We start from the raw sequence: 20,046 nt of genomic DNA, 5'->3' as shown, positions 1-20,046 counted from the left end.
CTTCAATGACAATTTCACAAACATTCGGGATTGATGACATAGATTAAATCCGTGTTGCAGAAATAGCACTGGAGAATTCACTTCAGACTACGGCACCGCACAAGTGGAACATTGTCATATTTCCGTAATAATTCCCTGTATGTTCCAATTTTATGATGATATTCTACGAACACCAATTGTTTGAGAAACTTCGCGTAAATAAACCCACTTCCATGGTCGTTTCTACCTAGCCATTCCCCAGCCACGTGAAACCGAAGCCGATCCCCTCGAAGGAGTCTTTTCAGCGGGTCACGGACACGCCGGGACGGACCACAGGCCATGATGGGAAGATCAATCCGACGTCGGCGGACTCGTCTGCAAGAATCCGCGCTGGCCAACTGAGAAGTCGACCCAACGGAACCTCGGCGTCCCTGGTCGATAGCCACCAGCCAACGGTTTGGGTCATTATTACCGGCGCTTGTGGTCGGCCAGCACCGCGTCGATCACGCGCCAGGATTGTTCGATCTCGGCCGAGTTGACGTCTATCTCGCCGGCGGCGGTGATCAGCGCCTTCCACAGTGCCCAGCCGCGGCCGCGCGCCCAGGTCGCGTCGTCGACGCCGAGGCCAGCGCGGAAGGCCCCCCTGCTCTTTCCCTCGAACAATGTCCAGGCAATCGCCAGATCGCATGAGGGCTCGCCGACGCCGGAGGTGCCGAAGTCGATCACCGCGCTTAGCCTGCCGTGTTCAACCAGAAGATTGCCCCAGCTGACATCGCCGTGGAACCAGACGGGCGGGCCTTGCCAAGGGGCGGCAAGAGCCGTTTCCCAGACAGCGCTTGCCGCGCCGGCGTTGATACGGGTGTCGAGCGCCGCGATCGCTTGTCTCGTCTCCCCGTCATAGACGTTCAGCGGCCCGCCGCGAAAGAAATTGTGTTGGCCCGGCCCCGGTCCGCCAGCCGGGTCGATCCGCTTCAGCGCAACCAGAAAGCCGGCCAGGTCCGCCGCGAATTCCGACAGGTTGGCGATACGCTCGCGCTTTGCAGTCTCACCTTCGATCCACCTGTAGACGGACCAATGCCACGGATAGCCTTCGGCCGGGGCTCCCATCGCCAGCGGTATAGGGATGGGCAGCGGCAACAGCGGCGCCAGCCTCGGCAGCCAGCGATGTTCCTTCTCCACTTGCAGGGAATAGGCGGCGGCACTGGGCAACCGAACGGTCATCTCGTCGCCGAGACGAAAGCTTCTGTTGTCCCATCCGCCAGGTTCAATCGGCCGAACCGCAAGATCCCTCCAGCGAGGAAACTGCGCCGCGATCAACCGGCTGACCAAAGCTGCGTCGATATTCGACTTGCTAACCATCCATCCTAGTGCGGAAACTCGAGCCCCATCTCGCGGTAGCGCTCGGGATCGTCGCCCCAGTTCTCGCGCACCTTGACGAACAGGAACAGATGCACCTTTTGCTCGAGGATGCCGGCGATTTCCATACGCGCCGCCTGGCCGATGGCGCGGATGGTCTCGCCCTTGTGGCCGAGCACGATCTTCTTCTGGCTGTCGCGTTCGACATAGATGACCTGCTCGATGCGCACCGAGCCGTCCTTCTTCTCTTCCCATTTCTCGGTTTCGATGTGCGAGGAATAGGGCAGTTCCTGATGCAGCCTGAGATAGAGCTTCTCGCGAGTGATCTCAGCGGCGAGCTGGCGCATCGGCAGATCGGAGATCTGGTCTTCCGGATAATACCAGGGCCCCACCGGGAGCGCCTCGGCAAGGTAATCGAGGAGGTCCTTGCAGCCCGAGCCGGTCAGCGCCGAAACCATGAAGGTGCGCTTGAACGGCACTCTTTCGTTCGCTGCTGCCGCCAGCGTCAACAACGCCTCCGGCTTGACGCGGTCGACCTTGTTGAGGATCAGCGCCATCGGCTGGCGCACATCCTTCAGGCGTTCGAGAATGGCATCGGCATCACCTCTAATGCCACGCTCGGCATCGATCAGGAGCAGCACGATATCGGCATCCTTGGCGCCGCCCCAGGCTGTCGTCACCATTGCCGTGTCGAGACGCCGCTTCGGCTTGAAGATGCCCGGCGTATCGACGAAGACGATCTGCGCGTTGTCGTGCGTGGCGATGCCTCTGACAATGGCACGCGTCGTCTGCACCTTGTGGGTGACGATTGACACCTTGGCGCCGACAAGCTGATTGACCAGCGTCGACTTGCCGGCATTGGGCGCACCGATCAGCGCTACGAAGCCGGAATGCGTAACGGCCGCAGGCGCGGCCGGAACCGTGTCTTCCGTGGCTGTCATGCCGCGTCTCCCTGATCGATCCAGACACCTTCACGAATGAGAAGGGCGGCGGCGGCGGCCTGCTCGGCCTCGCGTTTGGAGCGGCCGCTGCCGACAGCCGGCTGAAACCCACCAACCATGACACTGACGGTGAACAGCGGATCGTGATCCGGCCCCTCGCGGCTATCGATGCGGTAGACGGGCACGGCGCTTGCCGCCTGATGCGCCCATTCCTGCAACTCGGTCTTGGCGTCGCGTCGGCCGGCGCCCGACGCCTGCGAGCGCGGCTGCCAATATTTGTGGATGAAAGCGCGCGCCGCTTCCAGCCCTCCGTCGAGGTAGAGCACGGCGATCAGTGATTCCAGCGCGTCGGCGCGCAGATTGACGCGCTTGCGTCCCTCGAGCCCTTGAACGTCGGATCCGGCGCGGATCAGCTCCGGCAGACCAATATGTTCGGCGATCTCCGACAGCGCCTCGGCATTGACCAGCGCGTTGAACCGCAGCGACAATTCGCCTTCCGCCGCATCGGGAAACGCGGCCAGCAGCATATCGGCCACCACGAGGCCGAGAACCCGGTCGCCCAGGAACTCAAAGCGCTCATAGTCGGTGCCGGCATTGGCGCCGCGGGCGCTGGCATGGGTCAAGGCACGCTGCAGGCGCCTGCGGTCGGCAAAGGCATGGCCCGTGCGCTCCACCAGCGCTTCGGCGAGCGCGTCGGCGGTCAGCCGTCTTGTCGCCGCCATGACCCTAATTAACGAAGTGGAAGAGGCGCGAAGCACGCATAAGCGACGGCCACTTCCAGATTTCGAGCGGGCTCGCCTTGCCGGCGATCGAGAAGAAAACAAGGTTGGCCCGGCCAACCAGGTTTTCGGCCGGAACGTAGCCGACGGAGAATCGGCTGTCGGCGGAGTTGTCCCTGTTGTCGCCCATCATGAAATAGTGACCGGGCGGAACATCGAACTCGCGCGTGTTGTCGCCGATCGAGTTCGGCGACAGATCCAGCGTGTCGTAGCTGACGCCGTTGGGCAGCGTCTCACGATAGACGTCGATCGGATAATCCTTTTCGGTGATGTCGGGATTGTCGATCTGTCCGGTCTTCACGCGCGGCACGCCGACGCCGTTGATGAACAGCTGGCCGTCCTTCACCTGGATCTTGTCGCCAGGCAGGCCCACCACACGTTTGATATAGTCGACGGACGGGTCTGGCGGGAACTTGAACACAGCCACATCGCCGCGCTTCGGCTCGGAGCCCCAGATGCGGCCCGAGAAGATGTCCGGGCCGAAGGGCAGCGAATAACGGGAATAGCCGTAGGACCATTTGGTGACGAAGAGATAGTCGCCCTCGAGCAGCGTCGGCCGCATCGAACCCGACGGGATGGAAAAGGGTTGGAACAAGAGCGTGCGAATGACCAAGGCAAGCAAGAGCGCCTGGACGATGACGCTGACGGTTTCGCCAAGCCCGCCGGATTTCTTCTGGGGTTTTTCAGCCACGCTCATGTCGTCCTCGATTGTGCGTTGGATGGTATAGAGTCTCGGCGCGCGCTGGGCAACGTCATGCCGGTGGTCAGATGCAATCAATGTGGCGCTTGTTCGACGGGCAACGCTTCGATGATCACAAAGGCTTGAGCAAGCGGAAAATCATCCGTGATGGTGAGATGGATCATCGCCCGATGGCCCTTTGGCAGAATCGCGTTCAGCCGCGCCTCGGCGCCACCGGTCAGTGCCATGGTGGGCGCGCCGCTCGGAAGATTGACGACACCCATGTCGCGCCAGAACACGCCCTGCGCCAGGCCGGTGCCCAGTGCCTTGGCGCAGGCCTCCTTGGCTGCGAAGCGCTTGGCGTAGGAGGCCGCCCGCGCCCGACGGTTTTCGGAGCGGGCTTGCTCGACCTCAGTGTAGATCCTCTGGATAAAGCGCTGGCCATGGCGCTCCAAGGACTTTTCAATGCGTCTGATATCGATCAGGTCGCTGCCGATGCCGATGATCATCGCGCGGTGGAACCGATGCTTGCGTTTGGGTGAGACGATTGCTCATGGCGGGCCGCGCGCTCTGCCAGCCGTTTGCGCCGCTGCTCGCGAAAGGCGTTCATGCCCCAGCGCGTGATGGCGTAGAACAGAAGCCCAAACGCCAGTCCAAGCGGTATCGCACCGATCAGCATCGGCTTCAGCACCGGGGCCCACAATTGCGCGAAGGAAAGGTTGTGCAGCATCTCGCCCAGATGTGCTGGCGGGCCGTGCGCTGGCAGGCGGCTGTGCAGGATCAGCTTGCCGGTCTCCCAGGAGGCGCCCCACAGCAGCGGGAACGTCAGCGGATTGCCGAAGAATACTGCGCCAAGTGCGGCCGCCACCAGATTACCGGCGATGAGCCAGCACAGCACCGCGGCAATGGCGAAATGGAAACCCACCGGAAAGAACGAAGCAAAGACGCCAGCGGCGACGCCGGCCGCCACCGCATGCGGCGTGGCCTTCAGCCGCAGGATGCGCTTGGAAAAGTACTGCAGCGAGCGCGAAAACGACCGGCGCGGCCATAGATAGGTACGCACCCGCTCCAAGAGGCCATCAGGCTCGCGGCGTCGAAAAAGCACTCTATTCCAATTCCTGATCTACCAATACCCGCCGTCTGCCACCCCAAGCCGGGTCACAGCAACTTATCTTGCGCTTCCGGGGCGCAGAAAGGCAACAACGACTTTGATATAGCGACAGGCTGGCTTCGGAACAACGAAACGCTGCCGCGATGGTCTGCCGCAGGGGGTAACAAGATCGCCATTGAGGCGAAACTGAGGAGAAGAGAAGGATGGCCGGCATGACCACCATTCGACCAGCGCGAGAGGACGACGCGAAAGAGTTGCCCGATATCGAGCAATCCGCCGGGCTGGCGTTTCGTTCCATACCGGACCTCGCCTGGATCGCCGACGACGGCAATATGAGCGTCGAGCGGCACCTCGCAATGATCGCCGAGGGCACATGCTGGGTCGCCACGGACAAGCGCGACCGCGCCATCGCCTTCTTGAGCGCCAGCGTTGAGGACGATGCATTGCATATCCTGGAATTCGACGTTCGTTTTGAGTGGCAGGGCTCGGGCATCGGCCGAGCCCTGCTGGAGACCGTTATCGAGGAGTCCAGGCGCCGCGGCCTTGCGACGATCACGCTGACGACATTTCGCGATGTTGCCTGGAACGCGCCGTTCTACAGAAAGTTCGGATTCCGCGTCCTGGAGGATGCGCAGATCGATGCGCGGCTCGCCGGGTGGCTGAGACAGGAAGCCGCGCACGGCATGCCAACGAGTCGGCGCTGCGCAATGCTGCTCGATCTCGCGCGGATTTAACGGCGCCTATTCCAGATATTCACTGACCTCGACCAGATTGTCCTCGGGATCGCGGAAATAGACAGACATCATGCGACCGCGTGCGCCGACCCGCTCGACCGGTCCAAGTTCCACCGCCACACGATCGGCTTCGAGACTGGCGAGGAGTTCGCCGAGCGGCCGATCGGTGATCAGGCAGAAATCACCGGCTCCGGGCGTCGGCGACTTCGCCTTCGGCTCGAAGGTGCGGCCGACCTCGTGGACATTGATCTTTTGGTTGCCGAAAGCCAGGGCTGTCGGCAGGCCCGGCGTATCGATGCGCTTAAAGCCCAGAACGCGCTGGTAAAAGGCGCAGGTCGCCTCGAGTGAGGCCACCGTCAGCACGAAATGATCGATACTGATGATCATCCCGCCCCTCTCAGATATTGCGACTGCCCGGCTTGATCGCCGGTATGGCGGCGAGTTCCGGCGGCAGCCGATCGGCCGGATAGGCCGGCACCTCGTACTCGGCGAGGGCGATCAGCGGCACGCCGACATCGGTCTTGCCGGCGGAGCGGTCGATGATGCAGGCCGCCGCCGTGACCTCGGCGCCAAGTTCGCACAGGCAGTCGATGGTCTCGCGGATAGACAATCCAGTGGTGACGATGTCCTCGACAATGACGACACGCGCGCCGCGCGCGATCTCGAAGCGGCGCAGCCGGAACTCGCCCCCTTCCCGCTCGACCCAGATCGCCGGCACGCCAAGATGGCGCGAAGTCTCGTAGGCCGGGATCAGCCCGCCGATGGCCGGGCCGACGACATAGTCGATTTTACCCGGCACGGCGGCGCGGATCTTTTCGGCCAGCGCCTTGCACAGCCGCTCGGTCTTATCGGCATGCATGAACACGCGCGCCTTCTGCAGGAAGACCGGGCTGCGCAGACCCGACGTCAGGATGAAATGCCCCTCCAGGACAGCACCAGCCTGGCGAAAAATATCCAGCACTTCGTCCGTATTCATCCGTCTATCCCCGTGTAGATCAGCCGAGTTAGCCATTGACACGCCGTGCATCGCTGACGCTCGAATTGTCCTTGAGCTGCGACAGCAGCCGGTTGAGATGCTTCAGATCCCAGACTTCGAGATCGATCAGCATTTCGGTGAAATCGGGCGCGGTGCGCACCATTGACAGCGTATGGATGTTGGCATCGTTCGAGGCAACGACCTGGGCGATGTCGGCGAGCGATCCCGGTGCATTGATGGCGGTGACGGAAACACGCGCGGGGAAGCGTTCCTTGGTGCGCTCGTCGATGTCCCAGCGCACGTCAATCCAGCGCTCGGGCTGGTCGTCGAAAGCCTGCAGCGCCGGCGACTGGATCGGATAGATGGTAATGCCGGTGCCCGGCTGCACGATGCCGACGATGCGGTCGCCAGGCACCGCCCCTTCCGGCGCGAAACGCACCGGCAGGTCACCGCGCACGCCACGGATCGGCACCGCGCCGTCGCGCGGCTGGTCCTTGTCCTTGCGCGCGGCACGGCCCGGGATCTGGAACAGCATGCCGGCGGCGTTGCGGATCTTCGACCAGCCTTCCTCGCGCTGCTTGGGCGCCGCCGGCGTGACGCGCTCGTCCTTGTAATCTGGGAAGACGGCTTTCATGACGTCGGTGGACGCCAATTCGCCGCGGCCGACGGACGCCAGCACGTCCTCGATGTCCTTGCGCGCCAGCCGGTGCAGGACGGGCTTCAGGTTTTCCTTGGTGAAATTCTTGCCGGCCCGCTCGAAAGCCCGTTCGAGAATGCGCGCGCCGAGACCCGAATACTGCTTGCGGATGGCGTTCTTGGTGGCGCGGCGAATGGCGGCGCGCGCCTTGCCAGTGATGACGACGGATTCCCACGCGGCCGGCGGCACCTGCGCCTTGGAGCGGATGATCTCCACCTCGTCGCCATTCTTCAGCTCCGTCATCAGCGGCATGATGCGGCCGTTGACCTTGGCGCCGACGCAGGTGTCGCCGACATCGGTGTGAACCGCATAGGCGAAGTCGATCGGCGTGGCACCTTTCGGCAGCGCGATCAGCATGCCCTTGGGGGTGAAGCAGAACACCTGGTCCTGGAACAGTTCCAGCTTGGTGTTCTCGAGGAAATCCTCGGGATTGTCGCCCTCGGCGAGCTGTTCGATCGTGCGCCTCAGCCAGGCATAGGCATTGGTTTCCTTCGAGATCGAATGGGCCGTGCCGTTCGCCTTGCCGCCGGTATCCTTGTAGATCGAATGGGCGGCGACGCCATATTCGGCGATCTTGTTCATCTCGCGGGTGCGGATCTGAAGCTCGACGCGCTGGCGCGACGGCCCGACGATGGTGGTGTGGATCGAGCGGTAATCGTTCTGCTTCGGTGTTGAGATGTAGTCCTTGAAACGGCCGGGCACCATCGACCAGGCGGTGTGGATGGCGCCAAGCGCGCGATAGCAGTCCTCGACATTGTCGACGACGACGCGAAAGCCGAAAATGTCGGACAATTGCTCGAAGGAGAGCGCCTTGGCCTCCATCTTGCGGAACACCGACCACGGCTTCTTCTGCCGGCTTTTGACGCCTGCATTGATCGCATGCTTCTCGAACAGAGCCGACAGCGCTTTCTCGATCTCGGACAGCACGCCCTTGTTGCGCTCGAAAATCTCGGCGAGCCTGGCGGTGACGGCGCGATAGGCTTCCGGATTGATGTAGCGGAAGGCGATCTCCTCCAGCTCCTCGCGCATGCCCTGCATGCCCATGCGCCCGGCCAGCGGCGCATAGATATCCATCGTCTCCTCGGCGATGCGCAGGCGCTTGGCTTCCGGCACATGGTCGAGGGTGCGCATATTGTGCAAGCGGTCGGCGAGCTTGACCAGAAGCACGCGCACATCTTCCGAGATTGCCAGCAGAAGCTTGCGCAAATTCTCGGCCTGCTCGGCCTTCTTGGAGACGAGGTCGAGTTTCTTGAGCTTGGTCAGGCCCTCGACCAGCTTGCCCATCTCGGGCCCGAACAGTTCGTCGATCTCGGCCCTGGTCGCCGTGGTGTCCTCGATCGTGTCATGCAGCAGGGCGACGGCGATCGTCGCCTCGTCCATGTGCATTTCGGTGAGGATGGCGGCGACTTCGAGCGGATGCGAGAAATAGGGGTCGCCGGAAGCGCGCTTCTGGTGGCCATGCTTCTGCATGGCATAGACATAGGCCTTGTTGAGCAACGCCTCGTTGACGTCAGGCTTGTAGCGCTGGACGCGCTCGACAAGCTCATACTGACGCATCATGGGCGGAATCTCTCGGCGATGAAATGAATCATGCGCCGCACTGCTGCACGGCGCATGTCATAGATAGCCACGAAACTGCCGGGACGGAAGTGCCGGAAGATTGTTCCAGGCGCCTCCGCAAAGCAGTCTTAGTAGTCGTCGCTCTTTTCCGGCGGCACCAGGCCTTCGATGCCGGCCAGCAGGTCTTCCTCGGTCATGCGATCGAAGGCGATGTTGTCCTCAGCATCATCGGTATCGGCGGCCGTGACGGCTGCGCCGGTCTGATCGGCGATCGCCTCGCCATCGGCTTCGGGCTCGTCGACTTCGACATGCTTCTGCAGCGAATGGATCAGGTCTTCCTTGAGGTCGTCGGGCGACAACGTCTCGTCGGCGATCTCGCGCAGTGCGATGACCGGGTTCTTGTCATTGTCGCGCGGGACGGTGATCTGCGCGCCCTGGCTGATCTGACGAGCACGGTGGCCGGCCAGAAGCACCAGCTCGAAGCGGTTGTCGACCTTGTCGATGCAATCTTCAACGGTTACGCGGGCCATGGATTGCCCCTTTCATGCCTGGATTTAATGGAAAACAGGCGCGGTCAATAACCCGAACGCCGCGGAAATACAAGCATTATGGAATGCCGGGGCCGGAGAACGGACGATCTGTCATTGCTTTGTCGGATTTCCCCCGAAACCGGTTTCGGTCGAGCTCCGGTGCGCCCGGTACCAAGCCGGCGATCACAATTGCTTGCAGTGCGGCAACGAACCCTTGGATTGCCACAAAACTGGCGTTATTTCGAAAAGCGTAAGGTCAGCCGGTTTATTGCGAACCCTACTGATAGTCGCATTTCGTTTTGACGGCCGCTTATTTCGAAAAGGAATTTTTCCATGTTCGACCCCCGTGAAAAGATCGCCCTGTTCATCGACGGCGCCAATCTCTACGCCACGTCGCGCGCGCTCGGTTTCGACATCGATTATCGCAAGCTCCTGTCGAGCTTCCAGAAACGCGGTTACCTGCTGCGCGCCTACTATTACACCGCCCTGGTCGAGGATCAGGAATATTCCTCGATCCGGCCGCTGATCGACTGGCTCGACTATAACGGCTTCAAGGTCGTCACCAAGCCGGCCAAGGAATTCACCGATTCGACCGGCCGCCGCAAGATCAAGGGCAACATGGACATCGAATTGACCGTCGATGCGCTGGAACTGGCCGATGTCGTCGACCACTATGTCATCTTCTCCGGGGACGGCGATTTCCGCACGCTGGTCGAGGCGCTGCAGCGGCGCGGGCGCAAGGTGTCGATTGTCTCGACCATGGCCTCGCAGCCGCCGATGATCTCCGACGATCTGCGTCGCCAGGCCGACCATTTCATCGACCTGATGACGCTGAAGAACGAGGTGGGCCGCGATCCCTCCGAAAGGCCGGTGCGCCGACCCGAACCGGCCGAGACGGAAGAGGACGAGTACTGAGGGCGGCTGCGTTGGCCGCACATCTGGCCGCCTCCCCGGAACCCGATCGCGATTGCCCGCTCTGTCCGCGGCTGCATGGTTTCATTGCCGAGTGGCGGCAACGCGAGCCATCGTGGTTCAACGCGCCGGTTCCGACCTTCCTGCCGCCCGAAGGCGACGATTCGGTCCGGCTGCTGATCGTCGGGCTTGCGCCCGGCCTGCGCGGAGCGAACCGCACGGGCCGGCCTTTCACGGGCGACTATGCCGGCGACCTGCTCTACGGCACGTTGATCGCGCACGGCCTGGCGCGCGGCGAGTTCAAGGCGCGGCCTGACGATGGGTTGGAGCTCGTTGGAACGGCAATCACCAACGCCGTCCGCTGCGTGCCTCCCGAGAACAAGCCTGTGGGCGCCGAGATCGCCACCTGCCGGACTTTCCTTGTGCCGACGATCACACGGTTTCCCAATTTGCGGGCCGTGCTGACACTTGGTTCGATCGCGCACCAGTCGACCGTGCGGGCACTGGGCCAGCGCGTCGCCGCCTATCCCTTCAAGCATGGCGGGCGGCAGGAGGCCGGGGGCATCACGCTGTTTTCCAGCTATCACTGCTCGCGCTACAACACCAACACCGGCGTGCTGACCGAAGCGATGTTCGTCAGCGTTTTCAGGGAAATTGCGGCGTTCCTGGATTCGTAGGGTCTGGAATTGGCTTACAACGCCGGCGCGAACAATGCGGACAGTTTCTCCTGACCGCCTTGCAGGACGTTCAGGTCGACGTCACCGACGATGCCCTCGACGCGGCCCCTGTTGTGGTACTGCCAGTAGACCCAATCGTCGCGACCCGGCTCGAGCAGCAGTGAGCGAAGCCAGAGCGGACGGGCGGCGATCTGTCCTGCATAGGCCGTTGCTGCATCGTCGGTCAGATAGATGATGGCTTTCTTGCCAAAGGCGGCTTCAACGGGACCGAGGAAGGCCTGGAGTTCGGTGTCGAGTTGTTCGGGCGAAGGACGCTGCGGGCAATTGCCGCCGAACTCGATGTCGACAACCGGCGGCAGCAAAGGCTGGTCGTGCGGCACCACGGCGATGAAATTCTTCGCCTGGTCGGCGCCCGGCCGGCAGAAGGTGAAAAAGTGATAGGCGCCGACAGCGAGCCCGGCAGCACGAGCCTCGCGCAGATTGATGGCAAAGGCATCGTCGACATGATCGCCGCCCTCGGTCGCCTTGATGACCGCAAAGGCGACATCGGCGGCGGCAACGCGTCGCCAGTCGATCCGGCCCTGATGATGCGAAACGTCGATGCCCCTGACAGGATATTTGCCGCGATCCGGAGAAAACGCATGGAAATAGAAGAAGCCGCCAGCGACCATGAGCATTGCAAAAACCAGGCTGACCGATCCCCAGAGGATGATCCGGTTCTTCAAGACTGTCCCCTCCGGTATTCTGGCTCCTTGGCTAGAACCCTGAAAGCCAAACACTTATCCGCTTGGCTACCGCCTGGTGGCGGTCACCCGCGCTCTTTCAAGAGCCTGCCCTTCTCACGCGACCAGTCGCGCTGCTTTTCCGTCTCGCGCTTGTCATGCAGCTTCTTGCCGCGACCGACGGCGAGCAGCAGCTTGGCCCGGCCCTGGTCGTTGAAATAGATCTTCAGCGGCACCAGGGTCATGCCTTCGCGGTCGACGCTCTGCGACAGCCTGGCCATCTCGCGCTTGTTGAGCAGCAGTTTGCGGCGCCGGCGCGGCTCGTGGTTGAAGCGGTTGGCCTGCAGATATTCCGGTAGATAGGAGTTGATCAGCCAAATCTCGCCGCCCTCGACCGAGGCATAGCTGTCCTGGATGTTGGCCTGGCCCTGGCGCAGCGACTTGACCTCGGTGCCGGTCAGCACCAGGCCGGCCTCGATCGTGTCGAGCACCTCATAGGAAAACCGCGCCTTGCGGTTTTCCGCAACGGTCTTGTTGTTGGGATCGGCTTTTCTGACTTGATTCATAATGCGGAGAGGTGGCGCCTCATCCCTAATTTATCAAGCCGGCGTGCTTCATCGCCGCGTCGATCTTTTCGGCCGTCGATTGTTCGACCGTGACCAGCGGCGAGCGCAGCACGTTCTCGACCTTGCCGAGCTTTGAAAGCGCATATTTGGCGCCGGACACGCCGGGTTCGATAAAGATCGCCTTGTGCAGCGGCAGCAAGCGATCCTGCAATTCCAGCGCCTTGGCGCTGTCGCCGGACAGCGTCGCCTCCTGGAATTCGGCACAAAGCCGCGGCGCGACGTTGGCCGTCACCGAGATACAGCCGACACCGCCATGCGCGTTGAAGCCGAGCGCGGATGCATCTTCGCCGGAAAGCTGGATGAAATCCTTGCCGCAGGTCATACGCTGCTCGGAAACCCGTTCGACCTTGCCGGTCGCGTCCTTGACGCCGACGATATTCTTGAAGTCGTGCGCCAGCCGGCCCATCGTCTCCGGCATCATGTCGATGACCGAGCGCGGCGGGATGTTGTAGATGATGATCGGCAGCTTGGTTGCCCTGGCGACGGCGGCGAAGTGCTCATAGAGGCCGCGCTGCGTCGGCTTGTTGTAGTAGGGAGTGACGACAAGTGCAGCATCGGCGCCTGCCTGTTCGGCATATTGGACCAGGCCGATCGCTTCCGCGGTGTTGTTGGAGCCAGCGCCGGCGACGACCGGGGCGCGGCCCCTGGCCGCCTCGATGCAGACCTTGACCACCTGACGATGCTCGTCATGCGACAGCGTCGGCGACTCGCCGGTGGTGCCAACGGGAACAAGGCCTGTCGTGCCCTCCGCAAGTTGCCAGTCGACAAAGGCGCGAAAGGCTTTCTCGTCGAAACGCCCGCTCTTTTCGAACGGTGTCACGAGCGCGGTCAGCGAGCCTCTCAGCATGTTCGTCCAACTCCTTGGGACTTCTTGTTCACGCATATCGTTATCCCAAAACCGGTAGCCACTTTTGGGCGATAGGCATGGGTGTTTTCGTCTCTGGTCTTAATGTCGCGCCTTCTAACCGAAAGCGAGGCGGCGCACCATAGTCTCGACATGGTTGCGCGGCAAGCATTGCCATGCTGCCAGCAAACGCAATTCGAACGGCCTCGATAACCTTTTGTTAACTGGCCCTTCATGACCTAAGTTTACGGTCTGGTCCAGGTCGCGAAGCTTCCGCGCCTGCTGGTGATGTGTAAAGGCTGAACGATGCCGACTAGGCGGCCTCATCTTTTCGCGCTCCTGGGCGCGGTCGTCGCGCTGATGCCCGAGATGGCGATCGGCGGCAGCGTCGACGTGCAGTTGACATCGGCCATTCCGATGCCCGGCATGCAAAGCTCGCAAGATGCGGGTCCACGCGATACGGCCCCCTCTGCCAGCATCGTGCAGTTGAAGAGCGGTCTGGACGCACTGGCGGCGGGCGACATTCCCGGTGCCCGCGCCGCGCGCGATGCCCTTTCCGCCGGTTCGCTCGACCAGCACATCCTTGCCTGGGCAATCGCGCTTTATGGCGGCGACAAGGTGCCGAGCGGCGACATTGCGGCCGCAGCGAAGATGTTGCCCAACTGGCCGGGGACAACCGCGCTGCGCAAGAACAGCGAACGCGCACTCTATCGCGAGAACCCCGCCCCCGACATCGTTGTGCAGGCGTTCGACGGCAGCCAGCCGCAGACATTCGAAGGCGTGATGCTTCTTGCCCGCGCCTATGTGGCCCTGGGCAAGGCAGAGGCGGCGCGTTCGGTGCTGGTGCCGTTCTGGCGCACCGCGATCCTGGAGGCCAAGGACGAGACAGCGCTGATCAAGGAGTTCGGCGGGCTGATCCCGGCCGCCGATCACCGATTCCGCATGGAGCGCATGTTCTACGCCGACCGGGTCGGCGCGGCGCAGCGCGTCGCCGGCCCGGCGCAAGCGGAGCAACTGGCCACCGCCTGGGCGGCGGCCGACAAGGGCGACAAGAACACCCCCAAGCTGCTCAAGGCGGTACCGGCTTCACAGCGTTCGGCCGGCTATTTCTTCGCGCAAGCCGAATATCTGCGCAAGCAAGACAATATTGCCGACGCCGCCGCCATCGTGATGAAGGCGCCGACGGATCGCGAAGCGCTGGTCGACCCGGATGCCTGGTGGGTGGAGCGCCGGGTACTGTCGCGCGAGCTGGTCGACAAGGGTGACATGAAGGCCGCCTACAAGATCGTCGCCATGCATGCGGCCGAAAGCACCGCGAACGCCGCCGAAGCCGAATTCCATGCCGGCTGGTACGCGCTGCGCGGCCTGAACGATCCCAGGCTTTCGGCAACCCATTTCGCGCGCATTGCCGACCTTGCGCAGGGGCCGATGACATTGTCGCGCGCCTATTACTGGCTCGGCCGCGCCGCCGAAGTTGGTGGTCCGGGTAACGCAAAGGATTATTTTGCGCGCGCGGCGGCCTACGGCACGACATTCTACGGCCAGCTCGCCGCCGAGCGCATTGGTCGTCCGGCGCTGAACATCGCCTATCCCACGCCGAGCGCCGCCGATCGCCAGAGTTTCGCGGGCCGCGAGGCCGTCGCCGCCATCAAGCGATTGCAGGAGGCGGGCTACGACCGCTATGCCGAGACGCTCTATCGTGACCTTGCAGGACAGTTGACCAGCCCGGGCGAACTGGCGCTGCTGGCCGTGCTGGCGGAAAAGCAGGGCAACCACTTCATGTCGCTCAAGATCGGCAAGATCGCCGGCGCGCGTGGCATCGACGTCGGAGCGCTGTCGCATCCTTTGGGGGTCATCCCCGACAGCGCCGATATTTCCGGTTCGGGCAAGGCGCTGGCCTATGCCATCGCCCGCCAGGAAAGCGAATTCAACATCGGCGCCATATCGAGCGCCGGCGCGCGCGGGCTGCTGCAGCTGATGCCGGCAACCGCCAAGCAACTGGCGAAGAAGGCCGGGCTGCAATTCTCTCAGGCACGCCTGACCACCGATGCCGGCTACAATGCGACGCTGGGCTCAGCCTTCCTCGGCCAGCAGCTCGATCGCTTCAACGGCTCCTATGTGCTGACCTTCGCCGGCTACAATGCCGGCCCCAGCCGCGCTGCCCAATGGGTGGCGAAATACGGCGATCCGCGCGGCAAGGACATCGACGCCGTCGTCGACTGGATCGAACGGATTCCTTACACGGAAACAAGGAGTTATGTGCAGCGCGTGATGGAGAACTACGAGGTGTACAAGATGCGCATTTCCGGCAAGTATGACATTGTGGGAGATCTTGTGAACGGGCGAAGTTGACGGCTTTCGTTTCCTTGCGAGAGGAGTTGGCCTCGCGCGGATCCACTCGCCTTGGCTGAGTGAAGGGCCTCGCCACCTTCGGCCCGCAAGAGGAGAAGTAACTGCTCCATTTGACCATCCCTTCCCTCGCCTGTAGCAGACGGACCATCCGGCGAGAGCAAGGGGCAGCATTCCAATGGCGAGCGAAGGTTTCTCCGATTTCTTCTACGCGGGACCCAATGGGCTGAAGCTCCATGCCCGGATCTATGGCGACGCAAATTCGCGACATTGGCCAGTCGTCTGTCTGCCCGGGCTCACCCGCAATGCACGCGACTTCCACGAACTCGCGCTCTATTTGGCCGGCAAAGCGGGGAGCCCACGCAAGGTCGTCGCCTTTGACTATCGCGGCCGCGGGCAGTCCGATTATGATCCCGATGTCAGCCGCTATAATGTCGGCGTCGAAGCCGGCGACATTCTTGCCGGACTGGCGGCCTTGGGAATCGAGGAAGCCGCCTTCGTCGGCACCTCGCGCGGCGGCCTGATCATTCACGTCCTGGGTGCGCTGCGGCCGGCCATATTGAAAGCGATCGTGCTGAACGATATCGGACCGGTGATCGAGCCGGCCGGCCTTGCCCATATCCAGTCGTATCTCGAACGCAAACCGAAGCCGAAGACCTTCGCCGAAGCAGTGGCAGCCCAGCGCCGCGTTCACGGCCGGGATTTTTCAGCGCTCGCCGATGCGGACTGGGAGCGCATGGTGCTGGCGCTCTACCGCGAAACGGATCAGGGCCTGCTGCCGGATTTCGACCCGAAGCTGGTCGACACGGTTGCAAATCTCGACCTGACGCAGCCGCTGCCGGCGCTGTGGCCGCAATTCGACGCCCTCTCGGCCCTTCCCATGCTCGCCATACGCGGCGCCAATTCGAGTTTGCTGTCGGTGGGCACACAGCGGCAGATGCGGGAGCGCCATCCGGCAATGCAGACGATCACCGTCGAAGGCCAGGGTCACGCCCCTTTTCTCGAAACCGGAACCTTGCCGGGCGACATCGCCGCTTTCCTCGACAGAGCCGAGCGGCTGCCGACTCGCCTTTAAAAACCGTTGCCGGCGAGGCAAACGACAGCAGGGCGACCAAGGTAGGTTCCGAAGCCGGAATAGCATGCCTGAAATAACCCGCAGATCGGGGGATCCACGGAATTGGTTGTCCACAGCGTCTTCAAAGCGTGAACTTATCGGGACTTTGAGGCCTTCTTCATTGCCTTAGCCGTGGTCTTCACGGCTGCCGGCTGGTCTGCCGCACCGCGCGCGGCAGCGCGCGGGGACGGTTCGGGCGCTGCCTTCACGCTGTCGGCGCCGCCAGACCGGGGTACTTCCAGCACGGTGACGCAGCCGTCGAGGTCATTGGTGGCCAGATGCGCATAGCGCATCGTCATCGACAGGGTCTGGTGGCCGAGCCACATCTGCACGCGCCTGATGTCGATACCGCCCTGAACAAGACGCGAGGCGCAGGTATGGCGCAGAATGTGCGGCACCACCTGGTCGTCGGCGGCCAGACCGACTTCGGCCTTCGCATCGTTCCAGATGGCACGGTATTGAGCCTGGCTGAATGTGGTGAACGGGCCTTTCGGCCGACGGCCTTCGCCGGGAGGCAGCTTGATCACTTCCTTGACACGCTCGGTCATCGGAATGGTGCGGCTTCGGCCGGACTTGGTGATCCAGAAGGAGACGCGATGCTCCTGGATGTCGTTCCAGATCAGCCCGAGCGCCTCGCCAAGGCGGCAGCCAGTGTCGACCAGGAAGACGGAAAGCCGGTAGGCATTCTCGCTGCGGCTCCTGATGGCAGCAAACAGCCTGGCCTCCTCGTCCCTTTCAAGGAAACGAATCCGTCCCGACCGCTCCTTCTGGCGGCGGAACTCGGGCAGGCTGTGGATATCTCCCATCTTGTAGGCCTTGCGCAGCAGTTTGCTGAGGGCAGCCATCTTCCGATTGATGGTTGCGTTGCTGTTGCCGCGCTGGCGCAAGGTGCCGATAAGGTTGTCCAGGGTACTCTGGTCAAAGGCGCTGAAACGCTCCCCGAGCAGAATCTCGTCTATCTCGCCGATGAACGAGCTGACATTGTATTTATGTCGCCCATCATCCCACAATATATCTCGATATGCCGAAAAAAGATCTCCAACCCTATGCGATTTTACTTCTCGTATCCTATTGTAGGTGTAGTTAAACTTTGAGTTCTGAGAAGAAAACATCGAAAAATGATCGGAGGGCTCGCCCTCTTGAATCGCTTCGGTCGTCATCATTTGCCACACCCCCGAGTGGGATAGATTCAGCCCTATCCGCTTGGGAGCGTCCTTTCAAGAGATTTGAATCACGCAGTTGTGATTTCATCCGCCATCAGCGGATCCCACGAAACCATCCCACGGACTCTATTCAGCTACCGTTACCCCCTGTTCCTTCTGTTTGCCTTGATCCAGTCACGAAACAAAAACAGCCCGGGCGTTGATGCGCCCGGGCTGGATTTCACCTGTATGGAACCAGCCCTTAGAACGAGCGCTGGAAGCGGAGGATACCGCCGATGCTGCTCTTCTTGTCGGCGCCGGTCCAGTTGGAGAAGTCGGCGTCGTCGAACCTGCCTGCATTGAGGTAGTCGACTTCGGCCGTGACCGTGAAGCCCGGGACGACGTCGTAGGCGATGTTCGCCGCGATGCCCAGGTTCTTCCAATCGTCATACGACACCTGCGCGTTGAACGAGGTCTTCTCGTTGAACTTGTAGGTACCGCCGCCCCAGACAGCCCAGTTGCCGCCCCACTGCTTGTAGAAACCGCGACCATGGGCGTCGACAAAATTGCCGGCGTCGTCGTTGAGGTTGTCATCGGTGCCGTAACCGCCCATGACCCACAGCGACAGTGCGTCGTTGACGTTCACGTCCAAGCGAACCTTGCCGGCAACTTCTTCGTAGTTGCTGTCATAAGCGACGACACCGCTGATGGCGCCCCAGCCCTGCGTCCACTTCAGACCGCCGACGACATGCGGAACGTAGCTGTCGATCGTGCCGACAACGCCCGCGCCTTCTTCGAGCGAGACCACGGCCGAGAAGCCGTTGCCAGCGTCGAAGTAGTACTGGACGACGTTGGTGTCGAAATCGCCGTAAGGAACAAGCGTATCCTGGATCACGTTGCCGGCGTAGCCGACGAACGTATCGAAGGCCGATTCGTCCTTACCAACGCGGAGACCACCGAGCTGGATCCAGGCGAAGTTCAGCGAGACGTCCTTGTTATGGGCGGTGTTGAACGGCTCGATTGCGTTGTCGTTGCCGAAGTTGAAGCGGGTCTCGGTGTAGGTCTTCAAGGTGCCGAGCTCGGTTTCCTGGCCGGTCCAGGTCTTCAGCGTGAAGCGGGCATTTTTGTGCCAGGCATCATTTACCGAGCCGTCCTGGTGGTCCGCAGTCTTCGAACCGTTGAACGTGCCGACGTCGCCGCCGCCGATGTCATAACGGATGTAGCCGCCGATGCGCAGGCAGGTCTCGGTGCCGGGGATGTAGAAGTAGCCAGCGCCGTAGACGTCGCAAATCTTGACGTATTCAGCGGGCTCCGGCTCGGCGACGACGACGGCGTCGGCGGCGCGCGCACCGGAAACTGCGATCAGGGCCGCAGCGGAGCCGAGAAGAAGGCTCTTGATGTTCATTTTCTGACCTCCAGTCAAAAGTTAAAAAACGGGTCTGGGTATTCTTTGCTGAAGGACAGCGTTCCCTGCCCCATCCCCACTACCGAAAAAGATGCGCACCGCGCCGCTCCTTCGAAATCGACATTACCCATGAGCAGACGGGGTTCAACCACGATCGTACCGGCGAAAGGGCTGTGCGGCTGCTATCCCCCAGCGTTGTTGCACAAATGACACGATTTGGCCTCACTCAGAAAGCTCTCATTAACCTTCGGCCCGCCCCAGCCCCTTGTTTACGGGCGAATCCGGCGATCGGCTGACGGAATCATGGCGAGGCCTTGAGCCGCCAGCCAGGGAATCGCCGCAGAACCGCCGCATCGCGGAAGGCCGCAGGCCGGTGCGTTCTTATTTTTCCGTATAATGGCTTCTTTTTCCGAGATATTGGCTGGGGCTTGTTGATTGTGCCGGCGCTTTTCTTTATCCAGCGGCGCAACGGAGAGGTGGCCGAGTGGTCGAAGGCGCTCCCCTGCTAAGGGAGTAGAGGTCAAAAGCTTCTCGTGGGTTCGAATCCCATCCTCTCCGCCATCCTGCTTCGCTCTTCGAGCTTCGCAGGACAAGCCCAGACCAGACCTCAGCGCGAAGCAGGATGCCCTCCGAAGCCTTGGCAAAGGAGGGCCGGTCGTGTGGTATGTATACCTGCTGGAAAGCAAGACTGCCGACGGTGAGCGTTATGTCGGCATCACGTCCGACTTGAAGCGACGGCTTGCCGAGCACAATCACGGAAAATCCAGTCACAGATCCAAGTTCCTGCCATGGCAGATCGTCACCTATGTGGCGTTCTCGAATCAAGCCAAGGCGACTTCATTGAGCGTTATCTCAAATCCGGTTCCGGGCACGCCTTCGCCAGCAAACGTCTGTGGTGAATGCCCCTTCCTTG

20 protein-coding genes, 1 tRNA gene and 1 pseudogene are annotated in these 20,046 nt (G+C 61.9%); 7 read left to right on the top strand and 15 right to left on the bottom strand.

The genetic code is table 11. The features are described from left to right. Positions 1-447: 447 nt before the first annotated feature. The 6 genes from FJ986_RS00550 to FJ986_RS00525 all read right to left on the bottom strand — a co-directional run bounded on the left by FJ986_RS00550 (position 448) and on the right by FJ986_RS00525 (position 4,839). On the bottom strand, positions 448-1,338 hold the full coding sequence (locus FJ986_RS00550) for an aminoglycoside phosphotransferase family protein (RefSeq protein ID WP_140520688.1): 891 nt from the start codon (positions 1,336-1,338) through the stop codon (positions 448-450). A gap of 5 nt (positions 1,339-1,343) precedes the next feature. Further along, positions 1,344-2,276 carry a GTPase Era gene (era, locus tag FJ986_RS00545; RefSeq protein WP_140673123.1) on the bottom strand — a complete coding sequence of 311 codons (933 nt, stop codon included), beginning with the start codon at positions 2,274-2,276 and terminating at the stop codon, positions 1,344-1,346. Then, the gene (gene rnc, locus FJ986_RS00540) at positions 2,273-2,998 is read right to left on the bottom strand and encodes a ribonuclease III (RefSeq protein WP_140494593.1); all 726 of its coding nucleotides are present in this window, start codon (positions 2,996-2,998) and stop codon (positions 2,273-2,275) included. The genes era and rnc overlap by 4 nt, the downstream gene beginning before the upstream one ends. Positions 2,999-3,002: 4 nt before the next feature. Beyond that, the gene (lepB, locus tag FJ986_RS00535) at positions 3,003-3,752 is read right to left on the bottom strand and encodes a signal peptidase I (RefSeq protein ID WP_140494595.1); all 750 of its coding nucleotides are present in this window, start codon (positions 3,750-3,752) and stop codon (positions 3,003-3,005) included. Positions 3,753-3,829: 77 nt separating this feature from the next. Next, positions 3,830-4,243: a holo-ACP synthase gene (acpS, locus tag FJ986_RS00530; RefSeq protein WP_140494597.1), complete on the bottom strand. Its 414-nt coding sequence runs from the start codon at positions 4,241-4,243 to the stop codon at positions 3,830-3,832. Then, complete coding sequence (locus tag FJ986_RS00525; RefSeq protein ID WP_140673121.1) at positions 4,240-4,839, bottom strand: DUF2062 domain-containing protein; 600 nt, start codon at positions 4,837-4,839, stop codon at positions 4,240-4,242. The genes acpS and FJ986_RS00525 overlap by 4 nt, the downstream gene beginning before the upstream one ends. A 209-nt stretch (positions 4,840-5,048) precedes the next feature. Here FJ986_RS00525 and FJ986_RS00520 point away from each other — a divergent pair, with 209 nt between their 5' ends. Further along, positions 5,049-5,579 (top strand): GNAT family N-acetyltransferase, encoded by a 531-nt coding sequence (locus FJ986_RS00520; RefSeq protein WP_181173464.1) that lies wholly within the window; start codon positions 5,049-5,051, stop codon positions 5,577-5,579. A gap of 6 nt (positions 5,580-5,585) precedes the next feature. Here FJ986_RS00520 and FJ986_RS00515 read toward each other — a convergent pair whose 3' ends face one another. From FJ986_RS00515 to rpoZ, 4 genes are all read right to left on the bottom strand, one after another. Further along, entirely contained in the window at positions 5,586-5,966 is a 381-nt protein-coding gene (locus FJ986_RS00515) for a VOC family protein (protein ID WP_140494603.1), read from the bottom strand. A gap of 10 nt (positions 5,967-5,976) precedes the next feature. Beyond that, entirely contained in the window at positions 5,977-6,555 is a 579-nt protein-coding gene (gene pyrE, locus FJ986_RS00510) for an orotate phosphoribosyltransferase (RefSeq protein ID WP_140673119.1), read from the bottom strand. 28 nt (positions 6,556-6,583) lie between these two features. Further along, positions 6,584-8,812: a bifunctional (p)ppGpp synthetase/guanosine-3',5'-bis(diphosphate) 3'-pyrophosphohydrolase gene (locus FJ986_RS00505; protein ID WP_140494607.1), complete on the bottom strand. Its 2,229-nt coding sequence runs from the start codon at positions 8,810-8,812 to the stop codon at positions 6,584-6,586. Between the two features lie 128 nt (positions 8,813-8,940). Further along, positions 8,941-9,342, bottom strand: coding sequence for a DNA-directed RNA polymerase subunit omega (rpoZ, locus tag FJ986_RS00500; RefSeq protein WP_140494610.1), 402 nt, complete (start codon positions 9,340-9,342; stop codon positions 8,941-8,943). Between the two features lie 333 nt (positions 9,343-9,675). Here rpoZ and FJ986_RS00495 point away from each other — a divergent pair, with 333 nt between their 5' ends. Together FJ986_RS00495 and FJ986_RS00490 are read left to right on the top strand one after the other, a co-directional pair. After that, the gene (locus tag FJ986_RS00495; protein WP_140494612.1) at positions 9,676-10,257 is read left to right on the top strand and encodes an NYN domain-containing protein; all 582 of its coding nucleotides are present in this window, start codon (positions 9,676-9,678) and stop codon (positions 10,255-10,257) included. 11 nt (positions 10,258-10,268) lie between these two features. Then, complete coding sequence (locus FJ986_RS00490; RefSeq protein WP_224646739.1) at positions 10,269-10,931, top strand: uracil-DNA glycosylase; 663 nt, start codon at positions 10,269-10,271, stop codon at positions 10,929-10,931. A gap of 14 nt (positions 10,932-10,945) precedes the next feature. Here the strand turns inward: FJ986_RS00490 and FJ986_RS00485 are convergent, their stop codons facing one another. The 3 genes from FJ986_RS00485 to dapA form a co-directional block, all read right to left on the bottom strand. Continuing rightward, a complete protein-coding gene (locus FJ986_RS00485; protein WP_140494614.1) occupies positions 10,946-11,656 on the bottom strand; it encodes a GH25 family lysozyme in 711 nt (236 codons plus the stop codon). 83 nt (positions 11,657-11,739) lie between these two features. Continuing rightward, on the bottom strand, positions 11,740-12,219 hold the full coding sequence (smpB, locus tag FJ986_RS00480) for an SsrA-binding protein SmpB (RefSeq protein ID WP_140494616.1): 480 nt from the start codon (positions 12,217-12,219) through the stop codon (positions 11,740-11,742). Positions 12,220-12,244: 25 nt separating this feature from the next. Beyond that, complete coding sequence (dapA, locus tag FJ986_RS00475) at positions 12,245-13,126, bottom strand: 4-hydroxy-tetrahydrodipicolinate synthase (RefSeq protein WP_140494617.1); 882 nt, start codon at positions 13,124-13,126, stop codon at positions 12,245-12,247. A 303-nt stretch (positions 13,127-13,429) separates the two neighbouring features. Between dapA and FJ986_RS00470 the strand changes: the two genes are divergently transcribed. Further along, entirely contained in the window at positions 13,430-15,475 is a 2,046-nt protein-coding gene (locus FJ986_RS00470) for a lytic transglycosylase domain-containing protein (protein ID WP_140672023.1), read from the top strand. A 175-nt stretch (positions 15,476-15,650) separates the two neighbouring features. Then, the gene (locus FJ986_RS00465; RefSeq protein WP_140494621.1) at positions 15,651-16,547 is read left to right on the top strand and encodes an alpha/beta hydrolase; all 897 of its coding nucleotides are present in this window, start codon (positions 15,651-15,653) and stop codon (positions 16,545-16,547) included. 134 nt (positions 16,548-16,681) lie between these two features. Here the strand turns inward: FJ986_RS00465 and FJ986_RS00460 are convergent, their stop codons facing one another. Both FJ986_RS00460 and FJ986_RS00455 read right to left on the bottom strand, forming a co-directional pair. Beyond that, positions 16,682-17,749, bottom strand: a complete 1,068-nt coding sequence (locus FJ986_RS00460) for a site-specific integrase (protein ID WP_140517794.1) — start codon at positions 17,747-17,749, stop codon at positions 16,682-16,684. Between the two features lie 241 nt (positions 17,750-17,990). Next, positions 17,991-19,133, bottom strand: coding sequence for a porin (locus tag FJ986_RS00455; protein ID WP_140494624.1), 1,143 nt, complete (start codon positions 19,131-19,133; stop codon positions 17,991-17,993). Positions 19,134-19,603: 470 nt separating this feature from the next. Between FJ986_RS00455 and FJ986_RS00450 the strand changes: the two genes are divergently transcribed. Together FJ986_RS00450 and FJ986_RS00445 are read left to right on the top strand one after the other, a co-directional pair. Continuing rightward, positions 19,604-19,694: transfer RNA gene (locus FJ986_RS00450), tRNA-Ser, on the top strand. 96 nt (positions 19,695-19,790) lie between these two features. Continuing rightward, positions 19,791-20,032: pseudogene (locus tag FJ986_RS00445) on the top strand (GIY-YIG nuclease family protein). The last annotated feature ends 14 nt before the right edge of the window (positions 20,033-20,046 follow it).

This window comes from Mesorhizobium sp. B1-1-1, assembly GCF_006442955.1.
Classification (GTDB): domain Bacteria; phylum Pseudomonadota; class Alphaproteobacteria; order Rhizobiales; family Rhizobiaceae; genus Mesorhizobium.
The sequence above is the reverse complement of the archived record's forward strand: the minus strand, read 5'-3'. Positions and strand labels throughout refer to the sequence as shown.